Source organism: Dietzia timorensis, assembly GCF_020742175.1.
Taxonomy (GTDB): domain Bacteria; phylum Actinomycetota; class Actinomycetes; order Mycobacteriales; family Mycobacteriaceae; genus Dietzia; species Dietzia timorensis_A.
On record NZ_DYXM01000276.1, the window covers coordinates 16,132 to 31,277 of the forward strand.

12 protein-coding genes are annotated in these 15,146 nt (G+C 66.2%); 11 read left to right on the plus strand and 1 reads right to left on the minus strand.

Annotation, left to right across the window (positions count from 1 at the left end; genetic code table 11):
* Positions 1-243 precede the first annotated feature (243 nt).
* Entirely contained in the window at positions 244-2,082 is a 1,839-nt protein-coding gene (gene aspS, locus K8V11_RS14270; RefSeq protein ID WP_303915705.1) for an aspartate--tRNA ligase, read from the plus strand.
* A 108-nt stretch (positions 2,083-2,190) separates the two neighbouring features.
* Here aspS and K8V11_RS14275 read toward each other — a convergent pair whose 3' ends face one another.
* Positions 2,191-3,564, minus strand: a complete 1,374-nt coding sequence (locus K8V11_RS14275) for an alkaline phosphatase family protein (RefSeq protein WP_303915708.1) — start codon at positions 3,562-3,564, stop codon at positions 2,191-2,193.
* Positions 3,565-3,751: 187 nt separating this feature from the next.
* Between K8V11_RS14275 and K8V11_RS14280 the strand changes: the two genes are divergently transcribed.
* The 10 genes from K8V11_RS14280 to K8V11_RS14325 all read left to right on the plus strand — a co-directional run bounded on the left by K8V11_RS14280 (position 3,752) and on the right by K8V11_RS14325 (position 15,125).
* Complete coding sequence (locus K8V11_RS14280) at positions 3,752-5,167, plus strand: replication-associated recombination protein A (protein WP_303915712.1); 1,416 nt, start codon at positions 3,752-3,754, stop codon at positions 5,165-5,167.
* 109 nt (positions 5,168-5,276) lie between these two features.
* Positions 5,277-7,937, plus strand: coding sequence for an alanine--tRNA ligase (gene alaS / locus K8V11_RS14285; protein ID WP_303915714.1), 2,661 nt, complete (start codon positions 5,277-5,279; stop codon positions 7,935-7,937).
* A 6-nt stretch (positions 7,938-7,943) separates the two neighbouring features.
* The gene (gene ruvX, locus K8V11_RS14290) at positions 7,944-8,420 is read left to right on the plus strand and encodes a Holliday junction resolvase RuvX (protein WP_303915716.1); all 477 of its coding nucleotides are present in this window, start codon (positions 7,944-7,946) and stop codon (positions 8,418-8,420) included.
* Positions 8,421-8,485: 65 nt separating this feature from the next.
* Positions 8,486-9,655, plus strand: a complete 1,170-nt coding sequence (mltG, locus tag K8V11_RS14295; RefSeq protein WP_303915718.1) for an endolytic transglycosylase MltG — start codon at positions 8,486-8,488, stop codon at positions 9,653-9,655.
* Positions 9,656-9,659: 4 nt separating this feature from the next.
* Positions 9,660-10,502, plus strand: coding sequence for a shikimate dehydrogenase (locus tag K8V11_RS14300; protein WP_303915720.1), 843 nt, complete (start codon positions 9,660-9,662; stop codon positions 10,500-10,502).
* A 39-nt stretch (positions 10,503-10,541) separates the two neighbouring features.
* Positions 10,542-11,006, plus strand: a complete 465-nt coding sequence (locus tag K8V11_RS14305) for a prepilin peptidase (RefSeq protein WP_303915723.1) — start codon at positions 10,542-10,544, stop codon at positions 11,004-11,006.
* A gap of 46 nt (positions 11,007-11,052) precedes the next feature.
* Positions 11,053-12,261 (plus strand): chorismate synthase, encoded by a 1,209-nt coding sequence (gene aroC / locus K8V11_RS14310; protein WP_303915855.1) that lies wholly within the window; start codon positions 11,053-11,055, stop codon positions 12,259-12,261.
* 20 nt (positions 12,262-12,281) lie between these two features.
* On the plus strand, positions 12,282-12,875 hold the full coding sequence (locus tag K8V11_RS14315) for a shikimate kinase (RefSeq protein ID WP_303915727.1): 594 nt from the start codon (positions 12,282-12,284) through the stop codon (positions 12,873-12,875).
* Positions 12,876-12,945: 70 nt separating this feature from the next.
* Positions 12,946-14,007: a 3-dehydroquinate synthase gene (gene aroB, locus K8V11_RS14320; RefSeq protein WP_303915729.1), complete on the plus strand. Its 1,062-nt coding sequence runs from the start codon at positions 12,946-12,948 to the stop codon at positions 14,005-14,007.
* Positions 14,004-15,125 carry a Xaa-Pro peptidase family protein gene (locus K8V11_RS14325; protein ID WP_303915732.1) on the plus strand — a complete coding sequence of 374 codons (1,122 nt, stop codon included), beginning with the start codon at positions 14,004-14,006 and terminating at the stop codon, positions 15,123-15,125. Before aroB ends, K8V11_RS14325 begins: the two co-directional genes overlap by 4 nt.
* Positions 15,126-15,146: the final 21 nt, after the last annotated feature.

A 15,146-nucleotide genomic window follows, 5' to 3' on the forward strand; every position in this document is an offset into this window, starting at 1 on the left:
CGTCGCGGGTGCGCGGAATGGAATCGGGCAGGTGACCCGGCGGGTGCTGCCCGCCGTGAAGCGCCGTAGGATTGGCTATTGTACTGAGCGCGCCGCGTGGGTTTGAGTCAAGCTAATTAAGCCACGTCCGGCGTCATAGGAAAACCAGAACACCGAAAAACCAACGACCGTCGACGTGCGGCTGCGGCCGGGCCCTGTGCCGGCCCGAAGCGCGCGCAGGCGGGAGTGAGGAAAGGAAGCCTCGTGCTGCGTACCCACTCGGCAGGACAGCTGCGCGCCGGCGATGAGGGCACCACCGTGACCCTCGCCGGCTGGGTGGCCCGTCGCCGCGACCACGGTGGCGTGATCTTCGTGGATCTCCGCGATTCCACCGGCATCGCCCAGGTTGTGTTCCGCAACGAGGATGTCGCCGACGCCGCGCACCGCCTGCGTTCGGAGTACTGCATTCTCGTCACCGGGACCGTCGAGACCAGGCCCGCCGGTTCGGAGAACCCAAACCTGCCGTCGGGCGATGTCGAGATCAATGTCGAGAAGCTCGAGGTGCTCGGCGAGTCCGCGCCGCTGCCATTCCAGCTCGACGACGAGGTCGGCGAGGAGGCGCGCCTACGCTACCGCTACCTCGACCTGCGTCGCGAAGGTCCGGGCAAGGCGCTGCGCCTGCGCTCGAAGGTCAACGCCGCCGCCCGCGAGGTTCTCGGCGAGCATGATTTCGTCGAGATCGAAACGCCGACACTGACCCGTTCGACCCCCGAGGGCGCCCGCGACTTCCTGGTTCCCGCGCGACTGCAGCCGGGCACGTTCTACGCGCTCCCGCAGTCCCCGCAGCTGTTCAAGCAGCTGCTCATGGTGTCGGGAATGGAGCGGTACTACCAGATCGCCCGCTGCTACCGCGACGAGGATTTCCGCGCCGACCGCCAGCCCGAGTTCACCCAGCTCGACGTGGAGATGAGCTTCGTCGACCAGGACGACGTGATCGCGCTCGCCGAGGACATCCTCGCGAACGTGTGGAAGACCGCCGGCTACGAGATCTCCACGCCGATACCGCGGATCACCTATGACGAGGCGATGCGCCGGTTCGGCTCCGATAAGCCGGACCTGCGTTTCGACATCGAGCTCGTCGAGTGCACCGATTACTTCAAGGACACGACGTTTCGCGTCTTCCAGGCACCGTACGTCGGCGCCGTGGTGATGGAGGGCGGTGCCTCGCAGCCGCGCCGCCAGCTCGATGCGTGGCAGGAATGGGCGAAGCAGCGCGGGGCCAAGGGCCTGGCGTACATCCTCGTCGGCGAGGACGGCGAGCTGTCCGGCCCGGTCGCGAAGAACATCACCGATGCCGAGCGCGCCGGGATCGCCGAGCACGTCGGCGCCAAGCCGGGCGACTGCATCTTCTTCGGCGCGGGAGGCGTGAAGTCCTCGCGCGCCCTGCTCGGCGCGGCACGCGGCGCCATCGCGGAGAAGCTCGGCCTGATCCGCGAGGGCGATTGGGCATTCACCTGGGTCGTCGATGCCCCGATGTTCGAGCCCGCCGAAGAGGCCACCGCCTCCGGCGACGTCGCGCTCGGTAATTCGGCATGGACCGCCGTGCACCACGCATTCACCTCGCCGAAGCCGGAGTTCCTCGACACCTTCGACACCGATCCCGGCTCCGCGCTTGCGTACGCATACGACATCGTGTGCAACGGCAATGAGATCGGCGGCGGTTCGATCCGTATCCACCGCCAGGACGTGCAGGAGCGCGTCTTCGGCGTGATGGGTATCTCGGCCGAGGACGCCCAGGAGAAGTTCGGCTTCCTCCTCGACGCCATGTCCTACGGCGCACCGCCGCACGGCGGTATCGCTTTCGGGTGGGATCGCATCTGCTCGCTGCTTGCGGGCACCGATTCGATCCGCGACGTGATCGCTTTCCCGAAGTCCGGCGGCGGAGTCGACCCGCTCACCGATGCGCCCGCGCCGATCACCCCGGCCCAGCGCAAGGAATCCGGGATCGACGCGAAGCCGAAGGCACGCGGGCCGAAGCCTGCCGAAGGCGAGGCGACGGACCAGGCCGCAGCCTCGGCGGACGGCGCAGAACCGGCGAAGTAGTACCCCGGAGTCCTGCCGCCACTGGCACCTATGACGGCGGAGGCGCGTGAAACCCCAAGGGATCACGCGCCTCCGCCGTCATTTATGTGGGTTTGTGGTGGTCCTGCGCTAGAAGGTGAACGCCTCCGCCGCGGGCGAGGCATCCATGTCCTGCCACGACAGTCCGAACGCGTGAGCCGCGGTCGCGGCGACATCGCGCGTGGTGACCGGGCGGTCGACGACCTGCCCGCGGCGTACAGACGGGTGTCCGCCTGCGATGAAGAACGGGATCGGCAGGGTGACCTCGTGGCCATGGTTGCCCGGGATCGGATTCGACACCGGGGTCGGGTCCGAGAAACGCCACCCGGGATGACATGTGGCGACCAGGTCGCCACCGCGCTCGCCGAGACGAAGCTCGTCGCCGGTATAGACCCGGTTGACGCCCGGGTGCGCGAGTACGACCTCGCGGAGGCGCGCGATGGCTGCGTCCTTGTCGCCCGGGGCACCGAGGTAGGCGAAAGTGTCGGCGCCACCGTTCTGCGAGATACCGAACCGGCCCCGGAGCGCAGGATCCCGATCAGTGAGCTCTTTCGCCGATATCAGGTCGAACGGAGTTGACCAGTCCATCGAATGGTCAGCGAGCACGAGGATCGCGGTGCGGTCCCACGAACCATTCGCGCGCATGAACTGCTCGAGCTCCCACAGCTTGTGGTCGGTGTTGAACAGCGCCTGGTTGCGGGCGAGGCGCCACGAGGTGCCGCTGAAGTCCATGTGGCCGAAGCGGTCGATATCGCCGAGATTGACGAACGTGAACCGCGGGCTGTGATCGTCGATCGTGACCTTGAGCGCCTCGATCGTGAAGTGGTCGAGGGCGTGATCGGTAACAGGCAGGAGCGGGCCGGGCGTCCAGTGCACCGAAGCTTTGCCGTCGAGGATCGTGTACAGGTAATCCTTGCTCACGACCGAGGCGGTGGTGAGGCCGCGCTCGGTGCGGATGCGCTCGAGCACGGTCGGGTAGGTGATGTCGTCCGCCCGGTCCATGGTGCGCTCGTCACCCGCGCCGTGGTCCCAGATGCTGTTGGACGGGACCCCGTTGCGGTCCGGGTAGGTGCCGGTGACCATCGCTGTGTGGTTGGGCAGGGTCTCGGCGACCATGTGCGCCTTCGCGTTGGAATAGCGCGTGCCCTGGGTTGCCCAGCGCCACAGCGTTGGTGTCTGTTCCGCGTTGAGCTCGTCCGGGCGCATCCCGTCACACACGATGACCATGAGATCAAGGTCCTCTGCCGGTAGCGGACCGGGCGCCGCGGACGCCTTCGGAACGGACGATCCCGCAAATTGCACCATGCCCAGCGAGGCGAGGGCGGCGCCGCCCAGCCCCAACGCCGTACGCCTGTCCACCTCGGTCGGGGAGGCGGAGGCCCGCTTGGCGCGGGCCTGACGGTCGTGGTCGCAATCATGAAGGTCGCACATGGAGAGAGTCGAATCCTGTCTCTTAAGGGACATAGGCCGATAGAAATCCAAGCCCAACCTGAGGGAGAACTCAATGGAATGAGCAATTGTTTAGTCAGATGTTCACCTAATACCCCTCGATTCGGTGAGCGAGAAAGCACTCGGCGCGGAGCGCGAGATGTCGCCGGGAACCGCGAACGATTAGCGTGGGGCGAAGCAGACTTTCTTTCCGGAGGTGGAGATGAGTACCCCACGCGGCGCCGATTCCGCCGATTCGGTCGGACTCTTCGCGGTCGACGACCCCGGCACGGACAACTCCGGCGGATCGGAACCGGCAGCACGGGCCCGCGGAGGCGTGAGTCCCGCGAATGAGCCGGTGGATCCGGGCGCGCCTCTCGCCGTGCGGATGCGGCCCCGCACGCTGGACGAGGTGCTCGGCCAGTCCCATCTGCTCTCCGATAACTCTCCGCTGCGCCGGCTGGTCGAGGGACGCGGAGCGAGTTCGCTGATCTTGTACGGGCCCCCGGGGACCGGCAAGACAACACTCGCGTCGCTCGTAGCGGCCGATTCGGATCGACATTTCGTCTCCCTCAGCGCGCTCAGCGCAGGCGTCAAGGACGTGCGAGCAGTGATCGATTCGGCACGCACCCGGCTCGCGCACGGCACTCGCACCGTCCTCTTCATCGACGAGGTGCACCGCTTTTCCAAGTCGCAGCAGGACGCGCTACTCGCGGCGGTCGAGAACGGCATCGTTCTCCTCGTGGCCGCGACGACGGAGAATCCGCACTTCTCGATCATCTCGCCCCTGCTATCGCGGTCTCTGATCGCCGAATTGCAGTCCCTTGATGAGGACGCGATCTCCGACGTCATCCTGCGGGCTCTGTCCGACGAGCGCGGATTCGGCGGCCGGCTGGGCCTCGACGAGGATGCGCGCGACGACATCGTGCGGCTCGCCGGGGGAGACGCGCGCCGGTCGCTCACCATCCTCGAGGCCGCTGCCGGTGCGGCGCGCGGAGAGTCGATCACCGCCGCGGACGTGGAGACGAGCCTCGACGCCGCGCCCGTTCGCTACGACAGGGACGGAGATCAGCACTACGACGTGACCAGCGCGTTCATCAAGTCCATCCGCGGTTCGGACGTTGACGCCGCGCTGCACTATCTCGCCCGCATGCTCGTCGCGGGGGAGGATCCGCGGTTCGTGGCACGCCGGCTCATGGTGCACGCCTCCGAGGACATCGGGATGGCCGACCCGACTGCGCTGCAGGCGGCCACGGCGGCATCGCATGTCGTGGAAAAGGTGGGTATGCCCGAGTGCCGTATCGCACTCGCGCAGGCGACGATCCACCTCGCGACGGCGCCGAAATCGAACGGCGTGATCAAGGCGATCAACGAAGCCATGGGCGACGTGCAGTCGGGGCGTATCGGCCAGGTGCCGAAAGTGCTTCGCGACGGGCACTATAAGGGGGCGAAGGGGCTCGGGAACGGGGTCGGCTACAAGTATCCACACGACTCCGCGCCGGGCGTGGTCGCGCAGCAATACCCGCCGGACGCACTGCTCGATCGCGACTATTACACGCCCACCGAGCACGGCCACGAAAGAGAACTGACGACTCGCGTGGCGAAGCTGCGGGCCATCGTCCGCAAGTTCGCCAGGTGATCCCGCGCTATCGCACGATGCCGGACGGCGGTTCTCGCAGGCTCCCACTGTAGGATTTAGCGGCAGCACGCACCATTAGATCAGCATGCGGGGAAGGTTAGGCAGCACAGTGCAGACCCATGAGATTCGTCGTCGCTTTATCGAGCACTTCACGAAGACCGGACACACCGAGGTGCCGAGCGCGTCGCTGCTGCTGGACGACCCCAACCTTCTCTTCGTCAACGCCGGGATGGTGCCGTTCAAGCCGTACTTCCTCGGCGCGCAGACCCCGCCATTCGATACCGCCGTGTCGATCCAGAAGTGCGTGAGGACCCTGGATATCGACGAGGTCGGCATCACCACCCGCCACAACACGTTTTTCCAGATGGCCGGCAACTTCTCGTTCGGCGATTACTTCAAGGAAGGCGCGATCACGAATGCGTGGTCGCTGCTCACCGGCTCCGTCGACGACGGCGGCTTCGGGATCGATCCCGATCGCCTGTGGGTCACCGTCTACCTCACCGACGACGAGGCGGCGGACATCTGGCGCGACAAGGTCGGCATCCCCGCCGAGCGGATCCAGCGCCGCAGCATGGCCGATAACTACTGGTCCATGGGCATTCCCGGGCCGTGCGGCCCGTGCTCGGAGATCTTTTACGACCGCGGCCCGGAGTACGGCGTCGACGGTGGGCCCGAGGCCGACGAGGACCGCTATATCGAGATCTGGAACCTCGTGTTCATGGAGAACGAGCGAGGCGAAGGTTCCGGAAAAGATTCCTTCGAGATCCTCGGCCCGTTGCCGAAGAAGAACATCGATACCGGCATGGGCATCGAACGTGTCGCGTTTCTCCTGCAGGGCGTGGAGAACGTCTACGAAACCGACCTGCTGCGCCCGGTCATCGAGACCGCAGAGAAGCTCACGGGCGCGGTGTACGGCCGCACGCACTCCGACGACGTTCGATTCCGCGTCATCGCCGACCACGCCCGCACCGGCTACATGCTCATCGCGGACGGAGTGACCCCAGGCAACGAGGGTCGCGGCTACATCCTTCGCCGGCTGCTGCGCCGCATCGTCCGCTCGGCCCGCCTTCTCGGAGCAGAAGGAGAGACGATGGCCGAGTTCATGGCTGTCGTCCGCGACTCGATCGGCCCGTCCTTCCCGGAGACCGTCGATATGTTCGACCGGCTCTCGAAGGTCGCCGTGGCCGAGGAGACCGCGTTCCTCAAGACACTCGAGTCCGGCACCGCCCTGTTCGAGAGGACCGCCGAGTCCACCAAGTCCGCCGGCAGGAAAACGCTCAGCGGCAGCGAGGCGTTCACCCTCCACGACACCCACGGCTTCCCACTCGATCTGACCCTCGAGATGGCCGCCGAGTCCGGTCTTGAGGTCGACGAGGCCGGGTTCCGCGAGCTCATGGCAGAGCAGAAGGCCCGAGCGAAGGCCGATTCGAAGTCGAAGAAGCACGCCCACGCCGACCTCAGCGTGTACCGCCCGTTCCTTGATCTCGGCGACACCCGTTTCCTCGGCTACGACGAGCTCACCGGCGAGGGCGAGATCGTCGGCCTGGTGCGCGATGGACAAGCGGTCAACGAGGTGGCCGAGGGCGATTCGGTGGAGATCATCCTCGACCGCACGCCGTTCTACGCGGAGGCCGGCGGTCAGCTCGGCGACCGCGGTCTCATCACCACAGCCTCGGGCGCCCGCGTCGACGTCGGCGACGTACAGAAAATCGGAAAGCGCCTATGGGTCCACCGCGCCACCGTCACCAGCGGCGGCCTCGAGCTCGGCCAATCCGCGGCCGCCGAGGTCAATCCGCTGTGGCGCAAGGGTGCCAACCAGGCACACTCGGGAACCCACATGGTTCACGCGGCGCTCCGTCAGATCCTCGGGAGTGACGCCGTGCAGGCGGGTTCGCTCAACCGTCCGGGCTACCTTCGCTTCGACTTCTCCTCGACGGACGCCGTCCCCTCGGACGTACTGGCCCAGATCGAGGAGCTGACCAACTCGGCGATCGACGCCGACTACGAGGTCAACACCATCGAAACCTCGCTGGAAAAGGCGAAGAACATGGGCGCTATGGCGCTGTTCGGCGAGAACTACGGCGACGAGGTCCGCGTCGTCGAGATCGGCGGACCGTTCTCGATCGAACTCTGCGGCGGAACCCACGTCGGCTCCAGCGCTCAGATCGGGCCCGTTGTGTTCCTCGGTGAATCCTCGATCGGTTCCGGTGTGCGGCGCGTCGAGGCCTATGTCGGCATGGACGCGTTCAGGCATCAGGCGCGCGAGCGCGCCGTGTTGTCGGGTCTTGCGACCGCGCTCAAGGCACCGGCAGATCAGGTGCAGGATCGCGTCGATTCCCTGTCCGACAGGCTCAAGAACGCCGAGAAGGAGATCAACTCCCTTCGCACGGCACAGCTGGCCGCCAACGCCGGCCAGCTTGTCGACAAGGCTGAACGAGTCGGCGATCTGCTCCTGGTGTCCGAAACGGTGCCCGAGGGCACCTCGGCAGGCGATCTTCGACAACTCGCCCAAGACCTCAAGGGCCGTCTGGGCTCGGAGCCGGGGGTCGTCTTCCTCACCGCGAAGGACGGAGACAAGGTGCCGTTCGTACTCGGCGTGACGAAGGCCGGCCAGGACACCGGACTCAAGGCGGGTGACCTCGTCAAGACCATCGCCGAACCGCTTGGCGGACGCGGCGGCGGGAAGCCCGACATGGCGCAGGGCGCCGGCACGAATCCGGACGGCATCGATGCTGCGATCTCGCAGCTTCGTTCGGTTCTACAGAGGTAGCGGCCGGTGGCTTTGAGCAGAGGCCGTCGTCTCGGCATCGATGTGGGGCTCGCGCGTATCGGTATCGCCGTCTCGGACCCGGACAGCATTCTCGCCACGCCGGTGGAGACACTCCAGGTCAGCGACGGCCCGAAGAACACGGCTGCGCCCTGGGGCAGGGAGATCACCCGCGTGCTCGATCTCGCTCGCGAATACGACGCGGTCGCCGTGGTCGTGGGCCTTCCGGCGAGCCTCGCGGGGCGGCACACCCAGTCCACCGAGATGGCGCAGTCGTTCTGCGAGCAGTTGGCGACCGTCCTTCCCGAGGAGGTCGAGCTGCGCACGACCGACGAACGCCTAAGCACTGTTCAGGCGACCGGACAGCTTCACTCGGCGGGCAAAAACGCGAAAAAGCAACGTTCGATTATCGACCAAGCCGCCGCGGTGGCAATACTGCAAAGCTGGATTGATTCGCAGCGCGCCGCACCAGACGCACTGTCCTGAGAGGAACACAGGTTAAACTCCCAGGAGAATTTTCATCCGAGTTTCGCTGACACGTTAGGGACCCGATGTCTAAGTCAAACGGAGCAGCCCGTACCGCGGGGCCGATTCGCGCGCTGTTGATTGCCGCGTTGATCGGCGTACTACTGGCGGCCGCACTGCTGGTCTATCGCAGCGGAAACAGCGGGAGCTCCGCAGCAGACTACGACGGGGAAGGCGAGGGCATGGTCATGCTCCGGGTCTCCGAAGGCGAGTCCTTGGGCGAGGTCGGCGAAGAGCTAGAGAACCTCAACGTCGTCAAGTCGGCGCAGGCTTTCAACGAAGCAGCGAACCTCAACACGGCACTCAATGGACTACAGCCGGGCTACTACCAACTGCGCGAGGAGATGAAGGGCTCGGTGGCTGCCGCACTGCTCGCGGACCCGAACTCACGCGTCGGCTGGCTGCAGGTACCCGCCGGCTCTCGTCTCAAGGACACCACCGTCGTGGGCGGGCCCGGCGCGCAAGGCATTTACACACTCATGTCCGAGGCGTCGTGCCTCCGCTCCGAGGACGCCAACGAGGCACCCCAGTGTAAGAGCGCAGAGGAGTTCCGCCAGGTCGCCGAAACGGCCGACCCAGCGTCGCTGGGCGTGCCCGAGTGGGCGATCAATGAGGTGTCCAACGCGCCGGATCCGTCCCGCCGCCTCGAGGGGCTGCTGTCCTCGGGCAACCACGACTTCGACCCGACGGGTTCGGCCGAGGAAGTCTGGCGGGAACTCATCGATTCCTCCACCAAGCAGTACGAGGAGTCCGGTCTCGTGCAGTCGGCCGCGAATATCCATATCACCCCCTACGAATTGGTGACGGCGGCCTCTCTCATCCAGCATGAGGCCGGCGCCGCCGACTACGGCAAGGTCGCCACGGTTATCCTCAACCGTCTGGCCGAGCCCATGCGTTTGCAGTTCGACTCGACGGTCAACTACACACAGGATGACCAGGAGGTCGCGACGACCGACGATGCTCGCGGGGAGGAGAACCCCTGGAATACCTACGCCAAGGACGGCCTGCCCTACGGCCCGATCGCCAGCCCTTCGATGGAGGCGATCAGCGCGATGGAGAACCCGGAGCCAGGCCCTTGGCTGTACTTCGTCACCGTCAACGCCGACGGCACAACCGAGTTCACCGAGGACTACAACCAGCACCTCGCCAACCAGCAGGCAGCAGTCGACTCGGGCGTGCTTTCCAGCGGCCGCTGATCGCATGGCGCATTCCGCAACCGCGAAAGCCGCGGTGCTGGGAGACCCGGTCGACCATTCGCTGTCACCTGTCCTGCATTCGGCCGGATACTCGGCCCTCGGCTTAGCCGGATGGAGATACGAGGCGATCCGTTGCCCTGAAGGTAAGCTCGCCGATATCGTCCGTTCGGCAGGGGAGGACTTCCGGGGATTTTCGGTCACGATGCCCGGCAAACCCGAGGCGCTCGCGTTCGCCGACGAGGTCACCGAACGTGCACGCCTCGTCGACTCCGCCAATACCCTCGTGCGCACCGCCGACGGATGGCTCGCCGATTGCACAGACATCGACGGAGCCTACGCTGCCCTGTCGGCGTACTCGGAGCTTCCGCCCCGTCCGGCGATTGTTCTGCTGGGAGCGGGCGGAACCGCAAAGCCATTCATCGCGGCAATAGCACGGATCCCGGGCGCCTCGATCGTCATCGCCACCAGGCGACCCTCCGCCGGCGGGGCTCTGGAATGCGCGGCGCGCTTCGGCGTCGAAGCGACGGACGTTCGCCTCGCCGACCCGGAGCTACCCAACCTGATCAGCTCTGCCGACCTCGTCGTCAGCACAATTCCCGAAGCGGGCGCCCGCGAACTCACCGAACTCGTACGCCCCGCGGCACGGCTCGTCGACGCGCTATACAACCCGTGGCCGACCCCGCTGGGTGCCGCGGTGCGCGCAGGAGGCGGCGAGGTTATCGGCGGCGACACCATGCTTCTAGGTCAGGCGCTCGGACAGTTCGAGCTGTTCACCGGAGAGCCCGCACCAGCCGCGGAAATGGCACGGGCACTTCGGGAGGCGCTCGCCACGCGTTCAGGCAGGTAGCGCCCCCACACCACACTGCCGCCGCTCTACGCTCGGCACGTGCACACCGACGGCGCGCCTCTCGCTTCCCTGGCTGTCGTCCTGCCATGGGCACTGTTCGTTGCCGCGGTGGATATTCGGCACCGGCGGATTCCGGTGCAACTCCAAATTGCGGGCCCGGCCGTCTCGGCCATCGCCGTGGGCGTCAATGTCCTCGCGAATCCTCAGGGGTCCACGCCCCTGGTTCAGGTGGTCGGTGGTGCGCTCGCGCTCACCGCGGCCTATTTCGCGCTCCGCGTGTTCGCTCCGCATCACCTCGGCGGTGGCGACCTCCGCATCGCTCCGGCAATCGGTGCGCTCGGCGGGATCGGGGGAGTCGACGGCATTGTTCTCGTCGCCATCGGACCGTTCGCCGTCACAGCCGTGATCGGTGTTGTCCTACTCGCCGCGAAGGGCACGCGCCACGTCCCGCACGGACCGGCCATGGTGGGTTGCGCGCTTCTGGCCATGGCCCAAGGCGGGTAGAAATCGGCCCAACTACCCGGATCGCCCTCGTACGGGGGTTCGTGGGATACTTGACCTCGTGCTCAAGTGGACTACTGCAGGAGAATCGCACGGCCAGTCGCTGGTGGCCATGGTCGAAGGCATGGTCGCCGGGGTCGGCATCGTGCGCGAAGACATCGCAACCCAACTCGGCCGCCGCCGGCTCGGCTATGGGCGCGGCGCGCGGATGAAGTTCGAGCAGGACGCGTTGCGACTGCTCACCGGCATCCGCCACGGTAAGACGATCGGCTCTCCCATAGCCATCGAAATCGGCAATACCGAGTGGCCCAAGTGGGATCAGATCATGTCCGCCGACCCAATCGATCCGTCGGAGATCGAGGACCAGGCGCGCGCGGCGAAGCTCACACGCCCCCGTCCCGGTCACGCCGATTACGCCGGAATGCTCAAGTATGACTTCGACGACGCACGCATGGTGCTGGAACGCGCCAGTGCCCGCGAGACCGCGTCGCGCGTCGTCTGCGGCACCATCGCCCGGAATTTCCTGCGCGAAATGTTCGGCACCGAGGTCATCTCCCACATCATCTCCATCGGCGAGTCCGCACCCTATGAGGGACCAACTCCCGACCCGTCAGATCTCGCCGCAATCGACGACAGCCCCGTCCGCGCCTTCGGGTCAGAGGCTGAAGCGGACATGATCTCCCGCATCGAGGCCGCAAAGAAGGCCGGCGACACCCTCGGCGGCGTCGTAGAAGTCATCGTCGACTCGCTGCCGATCGGGCTGGGATCGCATATCTCGGGACCCGAGCGGCTCGATTCGCAGCTCGCCGGCGAGCTCATGGGCATCCAGGCGATCAAGGGCGTCGAGGTCGGCGACGGCTTCACCACAGCCAGGCGCCGTGGTTCGCAGGCACACGATGAAATCTACGTCGATGACGACGGAGTGACGCGTTCGACCAACCGCGCCGGCGGTCTCGAAGGCGGAATGACCAACGGACAACAACTGCGGGTACGCGCGGCGATGAAGCCGATTTCGACAGTGCCGCGCGCGTTGTCGACGGTGGACATGTCCGACGGGTCGAAAGCATCGGCGATTCACCAGCGTTCCGATGTGTGCGCGGTTCCCGCCGCCGGCGTCGTCGCTGAGGCCGCGGTGGCCTGCGTCGTTGCCCGCGCCGTGCTGGCGAAGTTCGGAGGCGACTCGCTTGCCGAGACGCGCCGCAATTACGAGGCCTACCGGGAGCGCGTGTCCGAGCGCCTCAACTTCGGCCAAGAGTAGTGGGCCGAAACCTCGCAGCCATGTCCTCCACTCGTTCCTCCCCGAAACGCGACCGTGAGCCGTGGCCCGGACCGTACGTCGTCATCGGCATGCCGGGCTCCGGAAAGACGACCGTGGGCAAACGCCTCGCAAAAGCCCTCGGGGTTTCCTTCGCGGACACCGACCATCTCATCGAGGTCGACCAACGCAGCACCATCCCGGAGATTTTCTCCTCGCGTGGTGAGGACTACTTCCGCGACACCGAGGAGCGCATAGTGGCCGATGCACTCGCTTCCGCCACGGGCGTGGTGTCCCTCGGCGGGGGAGCGATCATGAGGGACGCAACCCGTAAGCGGCTCCACGATTTCACGGTTGTCCACCTGACGATCGGCGTGGCAGAGGGATCGCGTCGCAGCGGGGGAGGGAACCGCCCGCTGCTCGCCGGTTCCGATGTGCTTGCCCGCTACCAGCAGCTTCACACCGACCGGGCGCCACTCTATAAAGAGGTCTCGACCATCTCCGTTTCAACCGAACGCCGCAGCACTGGCAAAGTGGTGAGAGAGCTTGTCGAGTTCCTCGACCCGGCATTGGCGACGGAACTCGCAGAAGAATCGAATGACGACAAACACACATGAGGAGTAGGCGTTGACAGAGCGCGTAAATGAACCAGTCCAGGTTCGAGTCGAATCCGCCCATCCTTATACCGTGACGATCGGCCGTGGGCTGCTGCCGGAGATCATCAAGGCGTGCGGTGCCTCCCGCCGAGTCGCCGTCATTTATCAGCCGCCGCTGGCCGAAACAGCCGAGGGGCTGCGCGAGGCAATCGAAGAAGCCGGATACGAGGCCCATCGACTCGAGATCCCCGACGCAGAGGACGGCAAGGACCTCACCGTGGCCGGCTACTGCTGGGACGTTCTCGGGCAGATCGGCCTCGGCCGCAGGGACACCATCATCGGCCTCGGTGGCGGCGCGGCCACGGATCTCGCCGGCTTCGTCGCCGCGACGTGGATGCGCGGGGTCAACGTCGTGCAGGTGCCCACGACTCTCCTCGGGATGGTCGACGCCGCGGTCGGCGGCAAGACCGGAATCAACACCGATGCGGGCAAGAACCTCGTGGGCGTCTTCCACGAACCCGCCGCAGTTCTCGTCGACACAGCCACACTTGCCACGGTTCCTCCGAACGAAATCGTGTCGGGAATGGCCGAGGTGATCAAGTGCGGGTTTATCGCAGACCCCGAGATTCTCGACATCATCGAACGCGACCCGCAAGCTGCGCTCGACCCGGAGGGCGAGACGATGGTCGAGCTCATCCGCCGCAGTGTCCAGGTCAAGGCCGACGTCGTGGGCAAGGATCTCAAGGAATCGGACCTGCGCGAGATCCTCAACTATGGGCACACGCTCGGCCACGCCATCGAGCGGCGAGAGAGCTACCGCTGGCGCCACGGCGCGGCCGTCGCCGTCGGTATGTGCTTCGTGGCCGAGCTGTCGAGGCTCGCCGGCCGTCTCGACGATGCCACCGCGGACCGCCACGCGGCGATCCTCAAGCTCGTCGGGCTCCCCTCCGGCTATGACGAGGGCGCTTTCTCTCGCCTGCTCGAGCTCATGCAGGGCGATAAGAAGAACCACTCAGGACTGTTGCGCTTCGTCGTCATCGACGGTCTCGGCAAGCCGAGCCGCCTCGAAGGACCGGATCCCACGCTCATGGCCGCGGCGTACGCCGCGATCAGCGAGGGCCACAACACCAGCGGGGGAGGCATTTTCCTATGAGCACCGCCACGCCCGATTTCGCGTCCCGCCGCGCGCGGGTCCTCGAGAACCTCGCCGCCGACTCGTACAGCGAGGACTTCGACGGCCTCCTCATCACCGATCTCAACAACATCCGGTACCTCACGGGCTTCAGCGGTTCAGCGGGTGCGGCGTTCCTCGCCGCCGACGGGCGCACCTTCTTCGCCTCCGACAGCCGTTACGCCGAGCAGGTCAAAACCGAGCTCGATCCCGGCGTGGAAGTCGAGATCACCCGCACTTACTCGGGTAGCGTCGTTTCCGCTGCCCTAGGTACCCGCGGCGGACTCGTCGGCATCGACGACGCCAACCTCACCGTCGCCCAGCTCACCGGGCTGCGCGACGAATTCGCCGCGCTCGCCCACGGCATCGAATTTCATCCCGCCGCCGGACACGTCGAGGAAGCACGACGCATCAAGGATGACGTCGAGGTAGAGATCATCGCCCGGGCATGCGCTGTCGCCGATGAGGCGTGGACCGCGCTGGTCGAGGCGGGACAGATCACGGCCGGCCGCACCGAGCGCCAGGTCGCCGCCGATCTCGAATGGCACATGCGGCAGGCTGGATCGGACGGCGTGTCCTTCGACACCATCGTCGGCTCGGGCCCCAATGGTGCGCTACCGCATTATCACGCAGGCGACCGCGAACTCGTCTCCGGCGACCTGGTGGTCGTGGACTTCGGGGCCTACGTGTCCGGGTACGCCTCGGACTGCACGCGCACAGTGGGGATCGGCCCACTCGGCGACTGGCAGAGGGAGATCTACGAGGTCACCCTCTCCGCCCAGCGGACCGGCACGTCCGCCGTCATCGACGGTTCTTCCTGCAAGGACGCGGACTCGGCGGCGCGTGAGGTGATTTCCGAAGCCGGCTTCGGCGAGTACTTCGGACATTCGCTCGGGCACGGCGTTGGCCTGGACGTTCACGAATCGCCTGGGTTATCTCAGTCCAGCACCAGTACACTATTGCGCGGCGACGTGGTGACCGTCGAGCCTGGCATCTACCTTCCCGGACGCGGCGGTGTACGGATCGAGGACACCATGCTGGTGACCGACGGCGCGCCGCGCGTGCTGACCACCACCTCGAAGGAACTGCTCGAGCTGTAGCGGCAACGGGCATACGAACTA